Source organism: Massilia aurea (assembly GCF_014200505.1).
Lineage (GTDB): Bacteria > Pseudomonadota > Gammaproteobacteria > Burkholderiales > Burkholderiaceae_D > Telluria > Telluria aurea_B.
Genome location: NZ_JACHBX010000001.1, coordinates 994,438 through 1,015,408, shown reverse-complemented (window position 1 = coordinate 1,015,408; position 20,971 = coordinate 994,438). Strand labels below are relative to the sequence as shown.

Annotated in this window: 20 protein-coding genes and 2 pseudogenes; 9 read left to right on the top strand and 13 right to left on the bottom strand. The window is 63.9% G+C overall.

Translation table 11 applies throughout. From position 1 onward, the window contains the following. Positions 1–63: 63 nt before the first annotated feature. Complete coding sequence (locus tag HD842_RS04520; RefSeq protein WP_183551493.1) at positions 64–1,068, top strand: GGDEF domain-containing response regulator; 1,005 nt, start codon at positions 64–66, stop codon at positions 1,066–1,068. A 104-nt stretch (positions 1,069–1,172) separates the two neighbouring features. On the opposite strand, the gene HD842_RS04515 is transcribed toward HD842_RS04520, so the two are convergent. From HD842_RS04515 to HD842_RS04505, 3 genes are all read right to left on the bottom strand, one after another. Next, a complete protein-coding gene (locus HD842_RS04515; RefSeq protein WP_183551490.1) occupies positions 1,173–2,141 on the bottom strand; it encodes an IS1595 family transposase in 969 nt (322 codons plus the stop codon). Positions 2,142–2,290: 149 nt separating this feature from the next. Next, the gene (locus HD842_RS04510; protein WP_183551487.1) at positions 2,291–2,710 is read right to left on the bottom strand and encodes a hypothetical protein; all 420 of its coding nucleotides are present in this window, start codon (positions 2,708–2,710) and stop codon (positions 2,291–2,293) included. Between the two features lie 189 nt (positions 2,711–2,899). Further along, a complete protein-coding gene (locus HD842_RS04505) occupies positions 2,900–3,379 on the bottom strand; it encodes a hemerythrin domain-containing protein (protein ID WP_183551484.1) in 480 nt (159 codons plus the stop codon). A gap of 192 nt (positions 3,380–3,571) precedes the next feature. Here HD842_RS04505 and HD842_RS04500 point away from each other — a divergent pair, with 192 nt between their 5' ends. Next, positions 3,572–4,291: a sensor histidine kinase gene (locus tag HD842_RS04500; protein WP_183551481.1), complete on the top strand. Its 720-nt coding sequence runs from the start codon at positions 3,572–3,574 to the stop codon at positions 4,289–4,291. 76 nt (positions 4,292–4,367) lie between these two features. Here HD842_RS04500 and HD842_RS04495 read toward each other — a convergent pair whose 3' ends face one another. The 3 genes from HD842_RS04495 to HD842_RS04485 form a co-directional block, all read right to left on the bottom strand. After that, entirely contained in the window at positions 4,368–5,669 is a 1,302-nt protein-coding gene (locus HD842_RS04495) for an NAD(P)/FAD-dependent oxidoreductase (protein ID WP_183551478.1), read from the bottom strand. Between the two features lie 95 nt (positions 5,670–5,764). Beyond that, positions 5,765–6,535, bottom strand: a complete 771-nt coding sequence (locus HD842_RS04490) for a LytR/AlgR family response regulator transcription factor (protein ID WP_183551475.1) — start codon at positions 6,533–6,535, stop codon at positions 5,765–5,767. Then, a complete protein-coding gene (locus tag HD842_RS04485) occupies positions 6,532–7,794 on the bottom strand; it encodes a sensor histidine kinase (RefSeq protein ID WP_183551470.1) in 1,263 nt (420 codons plus the stop codon). The genes HD842_RS04490 and HD842_RS04485 overlap by 4 nt, the downstream gene beginning before the upstream one ends. Positions 7,795–8,024: 230 nt before the next feature. Between HD842_RS04485 and HD842_RS04480 the strand changes: the two genes are divergently transcribed. From HD842_RS04480 to HD842_RS04455, 6 genes are all read left to right on the top strand, one after another. Continuing rightward, positions 8,025–8,714 carry a hypothetical protein gene (locus tag HD842_RS04480; protein WP_183551467.1) on the top strand — a complete coding sequence of 230 codons (690 nt, stop codon included), beginning with the start codon at positions 8,025–8,027 and terminating at the stop codon, positions 8,712–8,714. Positions 8,715–8,908: 194 nt separating this feature from the next. Further along, positions 8,909–9,673: a glycosyltransferase family 2 protein gene (locus HD842_RS04475; protein ID WP_221290123.1), complete on the top strand. Its 765-nt coding sequence runs from the start codon at positions 8,909–8,911 to the stop codon at positions 9,671–9,673. After that, positions 9,670–10,374 carry a TVP38/TMEM64 family protein gene (locus HD842_RS24260; RefSeq protein WP_183551464.1) on the top strand — a complete coding sequence of 235 codons (705 nt, stop codon included), beginning with the start codon at positions 9,670–9,672 and terminating at the stop codon, positions 10,372–10,374. The genes HD842_RS04475 and HD842_RS24260 overlap by 4 nt, the downstream gene beginning before the upstream one ends. Further along, complete coding sequence (locus HD842_RS04465; protein WP_183551461.1) at positions 10,346–12,073, top strand: ArnT family glycosyltransferase; 1,728 nt, start codon at positions 10,346–10,348, stop codon at positions 12,071–12,073. The genes HD842_RS24260 and HD842_RS04465 overlap by 29 nt, the downstream gene beginning before the upstream one ends. A 79-nt stretch (positions 12,074–12,152) precedes the next feature. Further along, positions 12,153–12,290, top strand: a complete 138-nt coding sequence (locus HD842_RS04460; RefSeq protein ID WP_183551458.1) for a hypothetical protein — start codon at positions 12,153–12,155, stop codon at positions 12,288–12,290. Positions 12,291–12,404: 114 nt separating this feature from the next. Next, positions 12,405–13,649, top strand: coding sequence for a DEAD/DEAH box helicase (locus HD842_RS04455; protein WP_183551455.1), 1,245 nt, complete (start codon positions 12,405–12,407; stop codon positions 13,647–13,649). On the opposite strand, the pseudogene HD842_RS23950 reads toward HD842_RS04455, so the two are convergent. From HD842_RS23950 to HD842_RS04425, 7 genes and pseudogenes are all read right to left on the bottom strand, one after another. Continuing rightward, a pseudogene (locus tag HD842_RS23950) lies at positions 13,646–13,792 on the bottom strand (IS5/IS1182 family transposase); the annotation flags it as partial. The gene HD842_RS04455 and the pseudogene HD842_RS23950 sit on opposite strands and share 4 nt — an antisense overlap. Before the next feature lie 584 nt (positions 13,793–14,376). Then, positions 14,377–14,838 (bottom strand): hypothetical protein, encoded by a 462-nt coding sequence (locus tag HD842_RS04450; RefSeq protein WP_183551452.1) that lies wholly within the window; start codon positions 14,836–14,838, stop codon positions 14,377–14,379. Between the two features lie 173 nt (positions 14,839–15,011). After that, entirely contained in the window at positions 15,012–16,058 is a 1,047-nt protein-coding gene (locus HD842_RS04445; protein ID WP_183551449.1) for a type VI immunity family protein, read from the bottom strand. A gap of 331 nt (positions 16,059–16,389) precedes the next feature. After that, positions 16,390–16,575 (bottom strand): annotated as a pseudogene (locus tag HD842_RS24525) (IS6 family transposase); the annotation flags it as partial. Between the two features lie 110 nt (positions 16,576–16,685). Next, positions 16,686–16,991 carry a hypothetical protein gene (locus tag HD842_RS04435; protein ID WP_183551446.1) on the bottom strand — a complete coding sequence of 102 codons (306 nt, stop codon included), beginning with the start codon at positions 16,989–16,991 and terminating at the stop codon, positions 16,686–16,688. A 134-nt stretch (positions 16,992–17,125) separates the two neighbouring features. After that, positions 17,126–19,831: a bifunctional acetate--CoA ligase family protein/GNAT family N-acetyltransferase gene (locus tag HD842_RS04430; RefSeq protein ID WP_183551444.1), complete on the bottom strand. Its 2,706-nt coding sequence runs from the start codon at positions 19,829–19,831 to the stop codon at positions 17,126–17,128. Positions 19,832–19,979: 148 nt separating this feature from the next. Beyond that, entirely contained in the window at positions 19,980–20,390 is a 411-nt protein-coding gene (locus tag HD842_RS04425; RefSeq protein ID WP_183551441.1) for a hypothetical protein, read from the bottom strand. A gap of 113 nt (positions 20,391–20,503) precedes the next feature. Here HD842_RS04425 and HD842_RS04420 point away from each other — a divergent pair, with 113 nt between their 5' ends. Then, complete coding sequence (locus HD842_RS04420) at positions 20,504–20,917, top strand: hypothetical protein (RefSeq protein ID WP_183551439.1); 414 nt, start codon at positions 20,504–20,506, stop codon at positions 20,915–20,917. The last annotated feature ends 54 nt before the right edge of the window (positions 20,918–20,971 follow it).

Below are 20,971 nucleotides of genomic sequence, written 5' to 3'. Positions count from 1 at the left end.
GTAAGGTATCGTTAGATTCCACCCCGAAATGGGGCGCCGCCCAGTTTCGATAAAGAGATAAGCATGCCGAGCAGACAAGACATTTTGAACGCCAAAATTCTGGTGGTAGACGATTCGCCCGACAATATCGAGCTGATGGAAGAGATATTGCGCGAAGAAGGCTATACCTGCGTCAGCTCGACCATGCTGCCGGAGCAGGTGTGTCCGCTCCATCGTGAACACAATTACGACCTCATTCTGCTCGACCTGCAAATGCCGGGCTTGAATGGTTTCCAGGTCATGAAGGGCCTGAAGGAAATTGAACAAGGCGGCTATCTGCCTGTGCTTGCCCTGACGGCCCAGCCAAGTTTCAAGATTGCCGCGCTCGAAGCCGGCGCCCGCGACTTCATCAGCAAGCCGTTCGACCTGCTCGAGGTGCACAAGCGCATCCACAATATGCTCGAAGTGCGCCTGCTGTACAAGGAGCTGGCCCAGTACTCGAAGGCCCAGCAGGAGCTGGCACTGCACGACGCCCTCACCGGCCTGCCGAACCGTCGCTTGCTCGAAGACCGCATCGAGACGGCACTGCAGCATGCCAACCGTACCCATGCCAAGGCCGCGATTATGTATCTCGACCTGGATGGCTTCAAGGCGATCAACGACACCTATGGCCATGCCTATGGCGACGAGATCCTCAAAGCCGTGTCGCAGCGTCTGTTGGCCAGCTCGCGCAAGGAAGACACCGTTGCCCGCCTGGGTGGCGATGAATTCATGGTCGTCCTCGGCGACATCCATGGTCTGGTCGACGCGCAGGGCCCGGCGGCCAAGCTGGTTGAATCCCTGTCCGAGCCATTCTTCATCAACGACCTGACGCTGCGCCTGTCGACGTCGATTGGCATCAGCATCTATCCGGACGACGCCGAATCGGTCGACGCCCTGATCAATATCGCCGATTACGCGCTGTACGAAGCCAAGCGCGCCGGCAAGAACCGCTTCTGCTCGCCGGCGGCCAATCGCCAAGCAGCGTCCAAGACCACCGGCGCGCCAGTGCCGGCGCTGACGCCCGAGCTGGCAACGCCGCATCGCTGATACGTCATCTGCTTTCAGCTGACTAAGAACCGGGGCTCTCGCGCAAGCGAGCGCCCCGGTTTGCTTTTGCATCGGCTGCGCCAATAAAAAAGGCTCATTTAGCGTTATCTGTTGATGACGCTGATGGCAATGCGAAGCAACTGTTCCGGCGAAATAACCCGCTCTCCATCCAACGCCCAGCGCCAGCCGAGGTAATTGGGCAGGTAGCGCGACGCCACGCCACCAAAGCCCTGTAGCCACGACTTGAAGCGCTGGTGGTAGGCGTTCACGTTCTGCACGTGGATGGCAAGACTCCCCAGACGTCTTACACGTACACCGGCGCGCACATTGACCGCTTCGTGCGCGATCCTGTGCTTGTGTGCAAACGTGCGGTAAGCGGGATGGCCGTCACTGACAAGCAAGGCTTGCCTGTCAAGTCTGGGCAACAAGTCACGCTCGATTTGCGCAGCCGTGAGAGCACCCCTGCCAGTGACGGCATCGACCGTGCGACCCTCGCGGTCGCGGCCGACCAGAATGCAATCGAGTTCGCTGGAAATGCCCCGTTTGGCAGCATGGCCGCCGTGGTGGCGCGGTGGCCGATCAAGCGTACGCGAACCTTTTTGTGATTCGAGCAGAAATGTTTCGTCAGCCTCGACGATGCCATTCAGGAGCGCGGGCCGGTCGAGCTTGATCCGATGCAGGAAGCGGTGTCGCCAGCGAAAGGCGGTGTTGCGGTGTACGCCGACCCGATCTGCGCCCTTGCGCACGGGGAGTGAATCGAGCAGCACCTGCGAATACGCGAGCCATTTGGCTTTGTGCCTGAGCCGCGCCAGTGGCGTGCCGGTGAGGTCGTTAAAGGTGCGGCCGCAGGCGCAGCAGCGATAGCGCTGCAAGTCGTTGGCGAAACCATGCCGGTAGCAGTGCTCGTTGCTGCACCTGGGGCAGCAGCGGCCTGGCGTTCTGACCTCAGTGATGAGCGCAACAACCTGATCAAGCCCGGCTGTAGGATGCAGGGCATCCAGCACTTGCCGGCGCTGGGGCTGGTTCAGGGAAGGCAGTTTTGCGAACCAGCCCTTGAAACGTGGCGCTTTCATGATCGACTCCTGACGCTGGGGACAGGGGTTGGACCACTGGACTACTCGTCAGTTCAAAGCTAGTCTCTATTTAACGTTGACTGCGCCATAAAAAAACAGGCCACGGAACCTGCGTTCCGTGGCCTGCTCCATCCTGCCCTGCTGTGTGCTTAACGCTTTTCGGCGGGTGGGCAATCGCGAATGGTGCTCGTTTCTTCGATCGAACGCGCGTTCTGGTGATCGCGGCCTGCGTCGACCATCTCGGGCGGTACTTCGATGCGGGTGATGCCGGCGTCGACCGAAATCGGATCGCTGGCCGGGAACGTCATTTCGACGGCATCATCGAGCAAGGTCTGTTCGGCCTGCTCTTTGCTCGACTGCGTCTCGCTGCCAGCCAGTGCCTTGATCGCGACAGCGAAGCTGACTGCCTGCAGGCTGGCCAGGTCGCCGATGGTCTTCACGCCAAGCGTGTCGGCCAGCGCATTGGCCTGCTGCTCGCCGATGCCGCGCAGTGCCGACAATGGCGCGTCGGCCAGTTCACGGAAACTCTTGCCACGGAACTGCTCATTTACGATGTTATCGATATTCATGGTGTGTCCTCTCTTATATAACGCTCCCGTCCTCGATGGAACCGGCTAGCTTTCACTATCGCATACCAGCAATAGCACGTATGTGCGGCAGCGAACGTCTTGACCGTCCGCACCGTCGAATTCTTTGCTCAATGGCATGGGCGTAAAAAAGCCGGCCCCGGGGAGGCCGGCCAGTCTGTCAACGACGGTTTAGACCGTGGCGAGAATTTCGTCGCGACGGGCAGCCATCTCGGCGCCCATGGCTTCCAGGTCGAGGTCGAGCTTGCGCACTTTCGGGAACATTTCTTCCTCTTCCTCTTCGACGTGGTGCGACACGTATTCGCCCAGCACCTTCACTTTGGCATCGTAGTAGTCTTCGTCCGGCTCCATCTCCTGCACCTGTGCGATCAGGTCCTTGGCCGACGCGTGTTCGACGAACGCTTCGTCGAGCATGTCTTCCATTTCCTTCGACGTCTTGCGCAGCGCCGGATAGAAGATTTCTTCCTCGATCGACGTGTGCATGATCAGGGCTTCGCAGATCTCGTTGGCCAGCTTTTTCTTGCTGACATTGGCGCGCTCACCGAGTTCTTCGTACTTGTCGAACATGTCTTTCACTTCGTCGTGCTGGCTTTTCAACAGCTCCAGCGCATCCTGCGGGCCGCTCGTCTTTTTGGTCGTTGCTTTGGTCATGGTATTACCCCCGTATTGTTGGTTGAATGATGACTCGTTGGCCACATCCCCAGAGTGCGCCTGCCACGCGATCGGCACTGTTCGCGACCTCACACTCGGTGCGAACAGAACGAACCGCTCTTGCAGCACCCAATGCGCGACGGATAAATGACAATTGTTGTATGATTTGGGAAACATTTAATTGAGACCCTGATGACTGAACCGGTCCTACCGCATCCCGACCCGGAGCTGGAACGCCTGGTCGCGGCGCGCACTGCTGAACTCTCCGACATGGTGTCCTGGCTGGCCAACAGCTGGGACCAGGAGCGTCGCCAGCTCGCGCGCCAGTTGCACGATAGTCTGGGTTCGTCGATGACGGCCCTGACGATGCACCTCGCCCTGCTCACCCAACGCCTGCCGGCCGAAGACAAAGCGCTGCGCGATCGCGCCGCGCAGATGAAGGTCCTGCTCGGCGGCGTCATCGAGACCAACCGCCAGATGCAGCTCGCGTTGTGGAACGACAAGCTCGAATTTCTGGGCTTGCGCACCGCGCTGGCCGAGCTGGTGCCTGAATTCGGCGCCGAGCACGGCATCCAGGCGCAAGCCAGCCTGCCCGAGGAAGATGGCGCCTGGTCGCGCGAACACGCCGTGCTGCTGCTGCGCTGCGCCGAGGAAGGTTTGCGTAACGCTGCGGCGCATGCGCAGGCCACGCGCGTGGACGTGATCCTGGATGATGATGGCGAGATGGCCATGCTGACGGTGCGCGACGATGGCGTCGGTCCCGGCGCCGATCCGTTGGCCGCGGATGAACGCCATGGCCTGCGCCTGCTGCGCGAACGCGCCCGCACGCTCGGTGGCAATCTGATCCTGGTGCGCACCGAGCAAGGCGGCGCCATGCTGCAAATGACGCTGCCGCGCGAATTGCCGGCCTAGACAGCGGTAGGGTCTTTAAAAACAACAACGGCGGCCACTGGCCGCCGTTGTTGTTTGTCGCCTGACGACAATCCCGTCAGTGCAGCTTGACCAGCGGTGTGCTGCGCCGGATCAGAAAGCGCGCCACGGCCAGCAGGCCCGTGCGGGTAATGCCCATCACTGCGCGGTGGTGCATCAGGTGCAGGCTGGCGTACATCAGGCGCGCAATGCCGCCCTGCACGAACCAGCTGGCGCCGCGAAGCGAACCCATCAGGCTACCGACACTGGTGTTCTGACCGACCGACACGAGCGACCCGTAATCGCGGTACTCGTAAGGCTCGGTCAAGGCCGGCTGGCCCTTGTCCATGCGCAGGAAGGTCGTGACGAGATAATCGGCCTGCTGGTGCGCCGCCTGCGCGCGTGGTGGCACCGGCAAGCCGTTGCCGTCGATGCAGACCGCGCAGTCGCCCAGCGACCAGATCGCTTTGGCGCCCTTGACGCGCAGATGCGAATCGACATCCAGGCCGCCGCCGCGTGCGGTCTGCAGGCCGAGCTTGCCGAGCATCTCGGGGGCGCGGATACCCGCCGCCCAAACGCACAGGTCGGCCGGATACACGTTGCCATTGGCGTCGAGCACCTTGTCGCTGTCGATCGCCGTGACGCGGCAATCGCTGACGACGCGGATGCCGCGCTTGTTCAGCAGGCCCAGCGCCGCATTCGACACGCGCTCGGGGAGCGGCGCCAGGATGCGCGGCGCGCCTTCGAGGATCGTGATGCGCACGTCGCGCTTGACGTCCATCCGTGCAAAACCGTAGCGCGCATACGCGCCCGACGCTTCGCGCAGTTCGGCGGCCAGTTCGACGCCGGTGGCGCCACCACCGATGATGACGACGTCCAGGCCGGTCTCACGGCCCTCTTCGCGCTGCTGCTCGACCGCCAGCATCAGGCGCAGCATGCGCAGGCGGAAGCGTTCGGCGTCTTCGGTCGCATTCAGCGAAATGGAATGTTCCTGCGCGCCCGGCACGCCGAAGTAGTTCGAGGTGCTGCCGATTGCGATCACGAGCGACGTGTACGCCAGGCGACGCGCCGGCAGCACTTCGTCGTGTTCGGTGGCCGAATACACGGCCCCGATCTCGATCGCCTGGCCGGCCTCGTCCAGCCCGGTCATCGGACCGAGCACGAAATTGAATCCATTGTCGTGCGCGAGCATCGCGTACGACAGACCTTCCTGGTGGATGTCCAGGGTGCCCGCCGCGACTTCATGCAGCGACGGTTTCCAGATGTGGTACAGGCGGCTGTCGACCAGCGTCACCTTTGTCGGGCCGAGTTTACGGCCCAGTTTGCATGCCAGCTCCAGACCGCCAGCGCCGCCACCCACGATCACGATATCGCTACGCAAGCTTGCCTCCTTCTTGATGCCCCAACCGGCAACAACGCCGGCCTGATGGCCATCTGAGATTTTACTACGGCAACGTCGCGAACGCTGGGCTGCGCTTACATGTGACGAAAGAGCGCCATGAACGGTTGACTGACTGTCAGCGTCTCGGGCCGGTTGCGCAGGCGGATGACGCCCTTGCCGCTGTCGTCGCGCGTGACGCCCGCCACGGCCCGCAGGTTCACGATCGTCGAGCGGTGCACCTGCCGGAACATGGCCGGGTCGAGCACCTCGAGCAGGTCGCGGATGGGCTTGCGCAGCAGTGACTCGCCCTCGGCCGTCATCACCACCGTGTACTTCGAGTCGGACTGAAAATACGCCACGTCGTCGACCAGGATCAGGCGCGTTTCGACGCCGCGGCTGGCCGTCAGCCAGACCAGCGGCTGGGCGCGCGGCGCCGGCGGCGCGACGCTCTGCAGGCGCGCCAGCAGCGCCGCCAGCTGTGTCGTATCCGCCACACCGCGCGCCAGGCGATCGCGCAGCCGGGCCACGGTCGCGGCCAGGCGTTCGCGCCCGATCGGCTTGAGCAGGTAGTCGACGGCGCCCCGGTCAAAGGCGTCGAGTGCGTACTGGTCATACGCGGTCACGAACACGATCTCCGTGCGCAGTCCCGCCGCCAGCACGCTCGAGGCTACCTCGAGGCCCGACAGCCCCGGCATGCGGATATCGAGGAACGCGACCTCGGGCCGGTAGCTGGCAATGGCGTCGAGCGCGCTGCCGCCATCGTCGCAGGCGGCCACGATCTCGAGGTCCGGCCACACCTCGCCCAGCAGCTTGACCAACTCTTCCTGCAGCAGGAGTTCGTCTTCGGCAATCACGCAACGGGTCATGTGCGCACCCCCGCACCCTGCAGCGCCAGCGGCACCGTGATGGTAGCGGCCACGCCGCTCGGGAAGTTGGCGACGATGGCAAAGCTCGCCATGCTGCCGTAGCCAAGGCGCAGGCGCTCGCGCACATTGCGCAGGCCGATGCCGGTGCCGGCCGTCTCGAGCGAGAAGCCGCGGCCGTCGTCGGCCACCGTGACGGCCGCGGCATTGTCGATGGCGCGCGCCAGGATCCAGACGGTGCCGCCACCCGGCTTGGGTTCGAGCCCGTGCTTGATGGCGTTCTCGACCAGCGTCTGCAGCATCATCGGCGGAAACACGAGCCGGCGCAGTTCGTCCGGCACGTCGACCTGCAGCGCAAGGCGCGGCCCCATGCGGATGGCGAGGATTTCCAGGTAGGCGCGCGCCCGTTCGAGCTCTTCGCCCAGCGTCGACGGTGCATCCTCGGTGCGTGGAAGCGAGTGGCGCAGGTACTGGATCAGGTTACCGAGCATGGCGTCGGCGCGCGCCGGATCGGTGCGCGTGAGCACCTGGGCGCTGGCCAGCGTGTTGTATAAAAAATGTGGTTCCACCTGGGCGTGCAGCAGGTTCAGGCGCGCCACCGTCAATTCCTTCTCGGTCGCGCTCTCGCGCACGGCCTGTGTTTCCAGGCGGCGCCGCTCGGCGATGCGGCGCGTGATGGCGCGCACGATGGCGTCGGCGTTTTCCAGGTTGCTGCCCTGGTCGACCAGGAACCAGTCGATCCAGGCCGGGTCTTCCGGTTCGCAAATCAAGGTTACGCTGCCGGCCGCGTCGCCATTGGGCGTGATCGTCGCGCGGATCTGGTTGCGCCAGGTCGACAGGCGGGCCAGCGCCGCGCCGGCCGACGCATTGCCGCCATACAGGTCGGTGCGCTCGACCTTGGCGCGCACCTGCAGGCTGTCGCGGGCGCTGTCGACGGCGGTCACGCCGGGCAGTTCGCGGATCGCGGCGTCGATCATGTCGAACGCTTCACCAGCCTCGAACGGGATTTCGATCTGGCGCCGCTGCCGGTTTGCCAGCGTGGCCGCGTTCACGGTGCCGGCCAGCAGCCGCACGCGGCGCGTGTGCGAGAACGCGATCAGAAGCACCCAGCCGACCAGTGCGAACCCGAGCAACGTGACATACGCCTCGATATTCAGATCGATATCGTGCAGCACGGTTTCGCTGATGAAGATACTCAGCGCCAGGTACACGGCGCCCCAGGCAACAACCAGGCGACCGTGGTGGAAAAAACTCGACATCATGATGGGCTTTCAAGCGTTGAAGAATGGCGCCAGCATAGGCACGCCATGGTTCGCAAGACAGCATTATGCGACGAAGCCGCGGCTGGGCCGACGAAACCGGCCTTGGCGGCATTTCCCGTTGGGCGCAAGCCAGTGTTGCCAACCCGCCGCATTACAAATTTGCTGAGTATGCACATGAGCCGTGGCCTTACAATCGCGCCTTTCCGTTTGTTGACAGAGAGGTCGTCGAAATGTCCATCCCACGTAACGCCATTGCCATTGCCGCAACCATTGCCGCCACTGTCGCCGCCGCATCCGCCCATGCCGAGATCGGCGTGGGCGTCACGGCCACCCTGGGCACCACCGGCGCGGGCGTCCATCTGGTCGTGCCGATGGAACGCACGCTCAATGGCCGTTTCGGCATCAACTACTACAAGCACGATTTCGACAAGCGTTCGGGCGGCATCGATTACGACGGCGACGCCAAGCTGCAAACGTTCGACGCCCTGTTCGACTGGTATGCATTCGCCGACACCGCGCTCCGCCTCACCGCCGGCGTGGTCTACAACGGCAACGAAGTGACGGCCAAAGCGCGGCCAAACAGCAACGGCCGCTACCTCATCAATGGTCAGAGCTACAGCGCGGCAGACGTCGGCACGCTCGATGGCGACGTCGACTTCCGCAAGGCCGCGCCCTACTTCGGCATCGGCTGGGGCAATGCCCTCACGCCGAACAAGCGCTGGAACGTCAGCGCCGATCTCGGCGCCTTCTACCAGGGCAAGGGCCAGGTCGACCTGATCAGCCGCGGCTGCCGCACGTCGCAGGCCGTCTGCACCGTGCTGGCCCGTGACGTCGCTGTCGAAGAAGCGCGCCTGACGAACGAACTGGCCGACCACAAGTTCTTCCCCGTGCTGCGCGCCAGCGTGTCGTACAGCTTCTGACGCGCTCGCGACAACCTTTCCGCCCCAGGCGCTTGCCATCAACTATGACTTTCCAAAGTGATCACGAACTCGTACACTAGCCTGTATTGACAGCTCATCTTTAGCGAGCGAGCGTCAGACGTCGTTATCCAGAATTCTTGCAGAACATGATGCGCAGTGTGTGTGCTGCGCTCTTTTTGGAGAGCTTGCGCGATATGGCTGACGAAGCGAACAACGAGCATGCGTGGCTGGTGTCGGTACTGATTCCCGCAAAGGATGAAGCCGGCAATATCGGCCATCTGGTGGACGAAATCCACCATGCCCTCGCCGGGCATCTGACGCACGAGGTCGTGCTGGTGGACGATGGCAGCGGCGACGACACCGGCGCCGTCTTCCTGCAGCATTGCCAGCGATGGGGCATGCCGGCGCGGCTGATCCGCCACGCACACAGTGCCGGTCAAAGCACGGCCTTGTGGACCGCCGCGCGCCACGCCACCGGGCGTTTTCTCGTCACGATAGACGGTGACTGCCAGAACGACCCGGCTGACATTCCAGCGCTGGTGGCGCAGGGACTTACTCTAAGTGAAACGCACCGGCATTTTTGCATTGCCGGCTTTCGCGCCGACCGGCGCGACACGCGCTGGAAAAAAATCCAGTCGCGCATTGCCAACGCCGTGCGCCGCCGCATCCTCGACGACGGGGTGCCCGATACCGGCTGCGGCCTGAAGCTCGTGCCGCGCGCCACCTGGCTGTGCCTGCCCTATTTCGACCACATGCACCGGTTCGTGCCGGCGCTGGTCAAGCGCCTGGGCGGCGTGATCGCCATCGTGCCGGTGCGCCATCGCCACCGCACTGCCGGCGTGTCGAAATACACGGCGTGGAACCGGCTGTGGGTGGGCATCGTCGACATGTGGGGCGTCACCTGGCTCATCCGCCGCAACAAGGTGCCGCTGATCGACCGCATGGAAGTGCGGCAGTGAAGCCCGCGCTGGCCCTGCTGGTCAAACCGCTGCTGCTAACTAGCGTGCTGACGCTCGGCTTCGTGTCGCTCCATTTCCAGTGGTGGGGGTCGTTTACCGAACTGGATCTGCTCAACCACCTGTTCGAGCGGCACTGGGCCGTTGCCTGGCCCGTGTTCGCGATCACCGGCATCGTCTACACCGCGCTTGGCGGCCCGCGCCAGGTGCTCGCCTTCGCCTGCGGCTGCGTCATCGGTGGCGTGCCGGGCGCGTTGCTGAGCACTCTGCTGACCGGGTTCGGCGCCCTGCTGGCAATCTGCTGCGTGCGCCACATCGGCACCGCCTGGGCCAGTACCCGCTATGGCGACTGGGTCACCATCATCCGCCAACTGCTGGCCCGCGACACCTGGCTGTGGATCTGCACGCTGCGGCTGATGCCGGTCGGCAGCAACCTGGCGACCAATATTGCCGTGGGACTGGCCCGGCTGAGCATACCGGCAGTGTTCTGGGGCAGCCTGCTGGGCTACCTGCCGCAAATGCTGCTGTTCAGCTTTGCCGGCGCGGGCCTGGCCTTGCACGACGAACAGCAGCTTTGGTTCGGCCTGCTGACGCTGGCGCTGTCGACGGCGCTCGCGCTCTACCTCTACCATCATGGCTTCAAGCAGCGTCTGCAGCACATCCGGGGGCAAATGCATGCCACGCCCGCACACCGGCAACCTTGATCAGGCCCCAAGCTGGTGGCCGTGGCTCGTCGGGCTGACGCTCATTGCGCTGTTCGCCGGCATCGGGCTGCGCGCGCCCTGGCCAGCCGATGAGCCGCGCTTTGCCCAGGTCGCACGCGAAATGGTGGAATCGGGCCAGTGGCTGTTTCCCACGCGGGGCGGCGAATTCTATCCGGACAAGCCGCCCGTCTTCATGTGGCTGATCGCCCTCTTCTATCAGCTGACCGGACAACTGAAGATCGCGTTTCTGCTGCCCAGTGCGCTGGCGGGGCTGGGGACGCTGTGGCTGGTGTTCGACCTGGGGCGCCGCTTGTGGGGCGACCACGTCGCGCGCTCGACCGTGCTGATCCTCGTGTTCACGCCGCAGTTCCTGCTGCAGGCCAAGGGGGCGCAGATCGATGCGGTACTGTGCTTCTGGATCACGCTCGGCTGCTACGGGCTGGTCCGCCACTTTCTGGTCGGGCCCGCCTGGGGCTGGTATGCCGCCAGCTGGGTGGCAATGGCACTGGGCGTCATGACCAAGGGCGTGGGGTTTCTCCCGGCACTGATGCTGATCCCGCTGGCCATCTGGCGCCACCGCTTTGATGAATCCGGGCACCAGGCCTGGCGCCTGCGCGCGTGGTGGGGGCCCGCACTGATGCTGGCCACGCTCGCGCTGTGGCTGGCGCCGATGTGGCTCACGGTCGAGCGCGTGCACAGCCCCGAACTGCTCGCATACCGCGACAACATCCTGTTCAGGCAGACGGCCGAGCGCTACGCCAATGCATGGCACCACATCCAGCCGTGGCACTACTACCTGACGACTGCCTTGCCGACGATGTGGTTTCCGCTGGTCGTGCTGTTCGTACTGCGGCTACGCGGCATCACCGCCCTGTGGCCGCGTGACGCAGCGCTGCGCATCCTGCTGAGCTGGGTTGCACTCGTGCTGCTGTTCTTTTCGCTCAGCTCAGGCAAGCGCGAGGTCTACATCCTGCCCGCGCTGCCGATGTGCGCGCTGGCGCTCGCCCGCGTCTGGGAGCAAACGCCTCCTGCGGGCCGCCGCGCCGCGTCAGTGCTGTTGCGCGCAGTGCTCGTGCTGATGGGCGTGCTGCTGATCGCGCTGGCGGGCGTCGCATGGCTGGCGCCTCACCGGCTGCCAGCCCGGGCGGACGACTATGCCGATGCCGTCGCGGCACTGGCGCCCGGTGTGCTGCTGCTGGGACTGGCGTTGGCCGGCATCCCCCTGCTGCTGCGCAAGCGCGCCTTGTTCGAGCAACTTGCGCTGGCCAGCCTGCTGACCTGGCTGTGCGTCGCCTTCTGGCTATGGCCAACCCTCGACCCGCATCGCACGCCGCGCGCCGTCTTGCAGGAACTCGAGCGCCAGATTGCACCAGGGACGCAGGTCGGCATGCTCGAGTTCAAGGAGCAGTTCCTGCTGTTTGCGGACCGGCCGCTGGTGCATTTCAGCTATCTGGCGCCGCTGGCGCAGCAAGAGTCGAGCGCATGGCATTGGATGCGCGCCGATCCTGCGCGCGTGCTGCTGGTGCCCGACCATCTGGCGCTGCGCTGTTTCGATCTGACGCGACAACGCGTGCTTGGCCAGGCCCATCGCCGCGACTGGGTCATTCTCGACGCCACGGCGCTGCGTGAACGCTGCGACGGACCAGTCGGCCACGCACTCTATCGCTATGTTCCCGTCAGGAAGGACATCCTGCCGTAAGGGGCACCGCGCAACCGGAACTGTGCCAGCAGGCGCTGGTCCGGCGTATGATGGTTGTCTGCTACCCGGAGGATTCATCATGCAACTACGCACCTATTGCTCCGCTGTACTGACCATCGCCTGCCTGATGCTGGGCGGCTGCCGCGAACACAATGGCCCGGCCCAGCCAATCGCCCCTGCCGCGCAAACCGCGCCGCACACGCCAGTGTCGTCCTGATCCTGTACGAATGAGCGCGGCACGCTTACCCTGGCGGCGTGCCAATGATCGCCATGCCGGCGCCGGCAGGTTACACTGCGGCCTGTCCATTTTTCGTCGCAAGGTGTCCTGCCCATGTCGTTTGCTTCCCTCGGCCTGATCGAGCCGATCGTCCGCACCCTGGACGCCCTCGCCTACCACACGCCCACCGCCGTCCAGGAGCAGGCGATTCCCGCCATCCTGGCTGGCAACGACGTGATGGCCGCCGCTCAGACCGGCACCGGCAAGACGGCTGGCTTCACGCTGCCGATCCTGCAGCGTCTCGTCATGGGCGGCAAGGTCGGCAACAACGCGGCGCGCGCGCTGATCCTGGTGCCGACCCGCGAACTGGCCGAGCAGGTGCACGAAAGCGTGCGCACCTATGCCGAAGGCTTGCCGCTGCGCTCGATGGTCGCGTATGGCGGCGTCAGCATCAATCCGCAGATGATGACGCTGCGCAAGGGCGTGGATGTCCTCGTCGCCACGCCGGGCCGCCTGCTCGACCTGCACCGGCAGAACGCGGTGCACTTCAACGAAGTCAAAACGCTGGTGCTGGACGAAGCCGACCGCATGCTCGACCTGGGCTTTGCGCGCGAGCTCGACAACATCCTGAAACTGCTGCCGAAGAAACGCCAGACGCTGCTGTTCTCGGCCACGTTCTCGGACCCGATCCGCGCGCTGTCGAACCAGATGCTGCGCGAACCGGTACGCATCGAGGCAACGCCCCGCAACACGACCGTCGCTGCGATCCGCCAGTGGGTGATCCCGGTCGACAAGAAGCGCAAAGCCGCGCTGTTCGTGCACCTGCTCGAACGGCGCGACTGGACGCAGGTGCTGGCCTTCGCCCGTACCCGCAAGGGCGTCGACGAACTGGTCGGCCTGCTGGAATCAAAGGGCATCCCGGTCGACTCGATCCACGGCGACAAACCGCAGCCGGCGCGCCTGCGCGCGCTCGACCGGTTCAAGGCCGGCGAGGTACGCGTACTGATCGCCACCGACGTGGCCGCGCGCGGCATCGACATCGATGACCTGCCCGCCGTGATCAATGTGGATTTGCCGATCGTGGCCGAGGACTACGTGCACCGCACCGGGCGCACGGGCCGCAAGGGCGCGAGCGGCGAAGCGGTGTCGCTGGTGTGCGCCGACGAAGTGGAGCAACTGGCGGCGATCGAAGTGCTCACGCGCCAGACGCTCGAACGCGTGGAAGAACCGGGCTATGCACCCGAGCACCGCGTGCCGCAGACCGATGCAAAGGGGCAAATCGTCAAGAAGCCAAAAAAGCCGAAGAAGCCCAAGGGCAATGCGCCGGTGGTCAGCGAGGATGTGCGCTTTCGGCGTTAAGAGCGGCTGACAAACCGTTCGACATATCGAGAACAGATGAGCGAGCGGGCAAGTGAGAGAAACGCCTGGCGGATGTCTGCTCGTCGCTCAAGTCGTGCGCGCAGTCTGCGAAAGCGGTGTCGCCAACCCAAGGCGCGCTCGACGCCCCGCGGTCATGGGCCGAGCGGTTCGCGCGACTCTACGCCATAGCGCGCGATTCGAGCTGCTGCCTTTGCGTTGGACCAGCCTAGCGACGAGCACCAACGCAGGGAGCTCTTGACCGGACCCTATACCGGCCGAATCGACTTGATTGCGTCACGAGGCGAGTTCGCCACCCATACAGTCAGGCCAGGAAATCGCTTCCTTCTACTTTTCCTTCAGTGCTGTCGGGATAACTAAAGGCTCAGCATTACAGGTTCGCGATTTTCACTCTTCATGATGTCCCCTCCGCCACGTCATTACGGCGACTGTATGTACAGACAGTCTGCACGATGCTGCCGCGCGTCCGAACTGCTCGCGCGGCAAACGCTTCGCAAGGAACGCCTGCAGCAATGCCAACCACGCGGACGTTATGGCGAATACGAACATGGCTTTCCTGCAGCATGCAATGCCTGCGGCGCAGTGGAGAACAAGGCCGGGACTTCGCGCCGACAGACACCCCAGGCCGGACTGCCTGCGAAATGAACGCCATAGCCAGGACACTCAAGGATAATCACTAACACGAAATCTTCAACGAATACAAGGTTGTTCATTTATACCGAACCTCGATACCGCACCAAGTCGACTTCAGATCTGTTCTCGAAACTATGCCGCCCCAAGAAAATTCGAACACGTCGGCGCCAGTTGATGTCGATGACGGCGAGCATTCCAGTTGTTTTGAAAGCAGTGTTGTCAGCTTCTTCTTCTCGGCCAAGAGGTCTGTCTCAGTGGCGTCATAATCCAGGGCTGCCGTCCTGCTCTGCTTGAGCGTCAGGGTGACCCCATGTACGACCTCTTTGAAGAATCTGAGACCGACCACGAAGCCCTGTCCCCACAGCTGAACCGAAACCGGCCCATACACAACGAAATCCGGACCGGAGTTTTGTCCGGTCATGTGCTGGCCGAACCCATGGTCGAATTCCAGGCGTGCAAAGCCGGGACAGGCTAGCACTTGATCATCGGTGCGCAAAACACCGTCGTTCGAAGAAAAGTAAATATTCAATGTGATCATTTCAAAACTTCACAACGGTATCACCCCACTTTGGATTGTCACCGTTTTCAATGAAGTACTGGATTCCTTCGCCCGGGCAGAGATAAGGAGTGGCCCTTTAACCCCGTGGTCGACGTTGCAAAATGGTTTCCAGGCTTAGGCCCATACGGGTGCAAGATATAAATGTCCGTTCCTTAGAGTTTTGGCTCTTTCAAGAGTCGTGCCCTAAACTCAAGCAGTTGATCAGGATCGACATCGAGGCGTTTGAGCCACTGCTCCGCCGCCCAGCCTATCAGCTTGGGCTCATTGTTTGCAGATGCGTAATGCAAGCGTGCCTTTGGCACTCGCACGTTGCGCAAGAACATGTTGGGCAGAGCGAGCAAGGCTGGTAGCGCTGCGTCGACAGGGGCGGCTTCTGGCCGTGGGCCCGCTTGGATGACAACGCCACTACCGTAATCGAATGCGCCGAACCAATCGCTAGGCAGTTCAGAGCGCAATGTACCTTCCCCACCGACCGTCTCGAGGTAAGTGTGGTTAATAGCCGTAAGCCAACTGACCGTCTTAATGCCCAGGTGTGCATTGGTTGCGCCTGGAATTAGGTTCCCAGCGTCGAATCCGCGAAACTTCGATGTCAAAAACGCCTCGAAGGCCTGGTTTTCAAGGTCGCGCAGAGCCGACCGGATCAGGCTGTAACCGGCGTAACCGTGCACGGCTCGTAGTCGTTTTGCAAAAGCAACGAACATATCGCGGAAGACGCCTGGAGTCTCCTCGACGAACAGTAGTGGAACAGAAAAACGGATCCCGCAAAGGCCCCAGTCACCCATTTCGGCTCGCCAGGCGGGTAAACCGAAAATCTGAAATTCCCAAGGGCCGGCATCGTGCGCCTCCTTGCCGCTCGTGTAGCAAAAGCTCAGGGCGTTGTCCTTATCCATGTCAGTGAGCATGGATGCCAGCGGCCTAGCCTTTGCGAACACCTGTTTGCTCGGCCCTTCTGGCGGGTCTTCTCGGAAGAGCCATGTGAGGTTTGGTTGAGCAATCGCAATGTAGTCTTCGAAGCATACTTTGATAGCATCGCGCATTGCAGGGAGATGCGCATCAGCAAAGAACAGAGTCCCAGCAATAGCCGGCACGCAGCCGACGTAGGGTTGGGCGCCTTTCCTGGTTAGGAGTCCACCGGGAATGTTCAAAGAACCCGAACCGCTACGCAGTAACTCGAGCGGGTCAAACGGCAAGTCAGTCATGTGCAATCCTCAAAAACTGGCACGCCACGCGGGGGCGGTCACCTTGCAATAACTACGTAAAGCAAACGCAGGATATTGGCAGCTTTGCCAAGCTCTTCCACTGAAATCTTCGATTTCTCTGACGCAAACTGTTTGCAGCCACAGTCGTCTAATCGAGATCTACCACTTCCGACTCATCGCCTGCGATGCGAATATAGCCCTCGTACCAGCCTGGTCGATATGAGTCGTCTGGAAACTCCACTCAGATTCAAGACGTCACCGAACTGACGGTTCTTTCGCATTGTTGACCAAACGGAGGAATATGCTGTAAGGGCACCGTTCCGCTCATTAGTTTGCGCGCCATTTTCTCAATCAGTGACAAGAAGCGGATCGCCCACCGGTTAATCGTCGAATGGTCGACCGACACGCCACGCTCTTGCATCATCTCCTCAAGGTGCCGATAGCTCAGCGGATGAGCGGCAAAGCAGCGGATGCAGACCAAGATCACGTTTAGGCCTACTTTTAATTTTTTACACAGTCTGGGCGGAAAGCGGACGGTCGGTATGGCTGACTGTACGGCCATGTTGCCGCGAAAGCCAATAACAGGTTTTATTAGACGGTCCAGGCCGGCGTTGCGCCGCGCCCGGATCAGACGCCGCTGCGCGCGGGCGCCAGGCCGCGCCGGCGCGCCAGGCCCCGTTCGCACAGCGCACCGGCGGCATACAGCAGCACAAAGGCCGGCGTGACGAACAGGCCGTATGCGTCGGGCCACGACAGGAATTCGAGGGCGCGGCCAAGGCCCAGCGCCTGCACCACGACCAGCTGGGCGGCAATCGGCAATTGCAGGAAGATCAACTGCGACGCATCGTCGCCAGCGCCGAGCGAGACAATGCCGACGCAGACCAGAATGAACACGGCGTACGGGGCGCACAACAACAAACCGAGTCGGGACATCGCAGGTGCAGGGTCGGACCCTGTTGACAAGAGGCGGTACAAATCGTCACGACGTGACAGGGCGACAAACACCGCCACCTTACCACCGCAAAACAGCCCAAAATCCTCCGAATGTCACATGGCGCGCGAAACGGTTAGCGTAATGCGAGGCGCATATTTCGGGTGCCGTCCTCGCGGTCGATCGTCACGTCAAAGCCCAGCTTTTTGACCATCGCGACGATGCGCGAATTCTGCGGCAGCGCTTCGCCGACGATCTCGCCGGTGCCACGCGCGCGGCAATACCGGATCAGCTTTTCCATCATGATGCGTCCCAGCCCCATGCCTTTGAGATCCGAGCGCACGGTGACGGCGAATTCGGCGCTCGTGTTGTCGGGATCGGCCACGACACGGGCGACCGCCAGCGTCTCGAACACCCCGTCCGCGTTCTTGCGGGTGGCGATGAACGCCATCTCGCGGTCGTAGTCGATCTGCGTGAAGCGCGCCAGCTGCGAAGGCTGCAGCTCGCGGATGCGCACGAACATCCGGTAGCGCACGTCGTCGGGCGTGAGCGCGTCGAAGAACGCCAGGTGCGCCGGCCCGTCTTCGGGGCGGATCGGGCGCAGCAGCAGCGGCGCGCCCTGCCACTCGATCGTCTCTTCCAGCTCACGCGGATAGGGCCGGATCGCCAGCCGGTCGAGCGTGCTGCCCGAACGGTCGGCCAGCGCGAGCCGCATGCGCGCATCGAGCACGATGGCGCCGCGGCTGTCGACCACGAGCGGGTTGATGTCCAGCTCGACGATTTCAGGAATATCGGAAATCAGGCGCGAGACCTGGATCAGCACCGCCAGCACGGCGTCGAGATTGGCGGCCGGCCGGTTGCGGTAGCCAGCCAGCAGGCGCGCCACGCGCGTACGGTCGACCAGGTCGCGCGCCAGCACCAGGTTCAGCGGCGGCAGGCCGACCGAATAATCGTCGAGCACCTCGACCGCCACGCCGCCCTGGCCAAACACCAGCACCGGCCCGAACACCGGGTCGAGCGCAGCGCCGACGATCAGTTCGTGGCCGTGCGTGCGGCGGCACATGGCCTGCACCGAAAAGCCGTCGAAGCGCGCCTGCGGGAACAGTTCGCCCAGCCGCGCGCGCATGCGCACCGCGGCGGCGCGCACGGCGTCTTCCGAATCGAGGTCGAGCGTCACGCCGCCCACATCGGACTTGTGCATCACGTCGGGCGTGAGGATCTTGACGGCCACCGGAAACCCGATCGCGCGCGCCGCCGCGACGGCCGCGTCGGCGTCCACGGCGGCGCGCGTCTCGACCAGCGCCAGGCCGTACGCGCGCAGGATCGCCTTGGTCTCGGGATCCGACAGCAAGAGACGCTTGGCGGCAATCGCCTCGCGCACCAGCGCGCGCGCGGCGCTGCGATCGGGCGCCATATGGCCCGCCATCGACGGCGGCACTTCCATCAGCAGGTTCTGGTTGCGCCGGTAGTTCACCAGTTGCAGGAAGCCGTTGACGCCGTCTTCGGGCGTGCGGTACGTGGGCATGCGCGCCTCGGCTGCAATGGCGCGCGCAGCGACGACCGAGGCGCCGCCCAGCCAGCACGACAGGATGGGGCGTGACGCGGCGCGCGCCAGTGGCGCAATCGCATTGGCCACGTCGCGGCTGTCGACGGTCGCCGTCGGTGAATGCACGATCAGCACGGCGTCGACCTGGGGGTCGGCCAGCAGCACGTCGAGCGCCGCGGCGTAGCGCTCGGGCGGCGCGCCGCCCAGCAGGTTCACCGGGCTGGCACGCACCGGATTGCCGGGCTGCGCACCGTTCCAGCCGGCCGGCAGCACGGCATCAAGCCGCGTGACCGATTCGGGCGACAGCGTCGCCGCTACGCCACCGCCGTAGCGCAGGGCGTCGCGCGCCAGTACGCCCGGTCCCAGGCCGTTGCTGACGATGGCCAGGCGCTCGCCATGCAGCACGCGCGCATAGGCCAGCGTCTCGACCGCCGCGAACAGCTGCTCGGTGGTGTGCACGCGCAGCATGCCGGCGCGCCGGATCGCGGCGTCGAACACGTCGTCCTCGGTGGCCAGCGCGCCGCTTTCGCTGGCGGCAGGCCGGGCGCCGTCGGTATCGCTGCGCGACTTGAGCACGATTACCGGCTTGCTGCGCGCGGCGGCGCGCGCCGCCGACATGAATTTGCGCGCGTAGCGCAGCTGGTCGACATACAGCAGGATCGCGCCGGCATTGCCATCGCTGGCCAGGTGATCGAGTACGTCGCCCAGGTCGACGTCGGCCGAGTCGCCCAGCGAAATAAAGTGCGAAAAGCCGATCCCGCGCGTGCGCGCCCAATCGAGTACGCCCGTCATCAGTGACCCGGACTGCGAGACGAACGCAATCCGTCCCGGCAGTGCGCCGCTGTGGGCCACGCTGGCGTTCAGGCCGAGGCCAGGAACCAGCAAGCCCGCGCTGTTCGCGCCGAGAAGACGCAGCAGATAAGGGTGCGCCGCGTCGAGCGTGGCCTGGCGCAGGCTGCGCCCACGGGCATCGCGCCCGCGCGCCAGGCCGCTGGTGAGCACCACGGCGGCGCGCGTGCCGCGTTCACCCAGCTGGCGCACCAGCTGCGGCACGGTGGCGGCCGGTGTACAGATGACGGCCAGGTCGGGCGCCTCGGGCAGGTCGGCCACGCTGGCGTAGCACGGCAAGTCGCCCAGCTGCTTGTATTTGGGATTGACGGCGAACAGCTTGCCCTTGAAGCCGCCGCCCTGCAGATTGGCCAGCAGCGTGGCGCCCATGCTGCCCGGGCGCGCCGAGGCGCCGATCAACGCCACCGACCGCGGCGCGAACAGGTGCTGCAGGTTACGGACGCTCATGAGCGTACGGGGAAGGTGCGCGGCATGGCCGGGCGGTTCAGAAAGCAGGCGGCATGCGACATGGATGGGACCTTTGCGTCAGTGGCGTCAAGGACCACCAGCATACCGCTATGGCGTGCTGCAGCGCGCACAAAATCCTGCGTTGCGGCTAGCGAAAGGCGAACACGCCGCCGATGCGCCGCTCGGGCAGCGCACGCAGCTCACCCGAACAAGCGAGCAATTCGCGCATCAGACCATCGGCCAGACCCTGCGTATGACATGCCACGACCTCGGCATCGAAAGCGACGTCGGCCATGCAGCTGCGCATGTGCTGCGCTTCGGGCAAGTCGCACAGCGCGATAGCCGCCAGCATGTCGTCCGACGCTGGCGGCAGCACTGCGTAGAAACGCAGGCGGAACTGGCGATCGAGCAGCATGCTCCCGTTCAGAAAACGGTCGGCGCCAACGTCGAACAGCACGTGCGCGATGACTTCGGCCGCCCTGCCGGCTACTTCTTCCTGATTCTTCCTGCGCCGCAGAGCGAGCAGCCGCTCGATCAACACCATGCCTGCCCTTGTCATTGAATTGTCATTGAATCAAGTCGGCATGCTATCAGCCACACCCTTTGCCCGGCAAGGTTTCCGACCGCCATCATGACGATAGTGTTGCGCGGACGCCATGCTAGAATTACCGGGTGAATTCAACCGTCCATGTCTGCCTGCGCCGCGCGCTCGTGTGGCTGCTGCTGCTGGCGATTCCCTTCCAGGGCATCGCTTCGGCAGGCATGCTGGCGTGCACCCATGCGGCCATGCAGCACGGCGGCGTGACCGCCGTGACCGCGCCGCACGACATGGCTGCCGGGGCGGAGCACTGCCACGATGCCGGCCCGCAGGTTACCAAGGCCACCGACCATGGGCCGACGGACCACGACCAGGAGCGCTGCAGCGCCTGCGCCGCCTGTTGCATCGGGGCCGCCATGGCTGGCGCACCCACTGTCCCTGCCGCGCCGCAGACCTTGTCGACCCGGCTGATCGAGGCAGCCACCGGCCGCCCCGAGGCCGTCGACCTTGCGTTACCCGAACGACCTCCCCGCCTCCCGCTCGCCTGAATCAGCACACCACCGCGCCACGCTGGCGCGGCATCACTGCATTTCACCGAACGA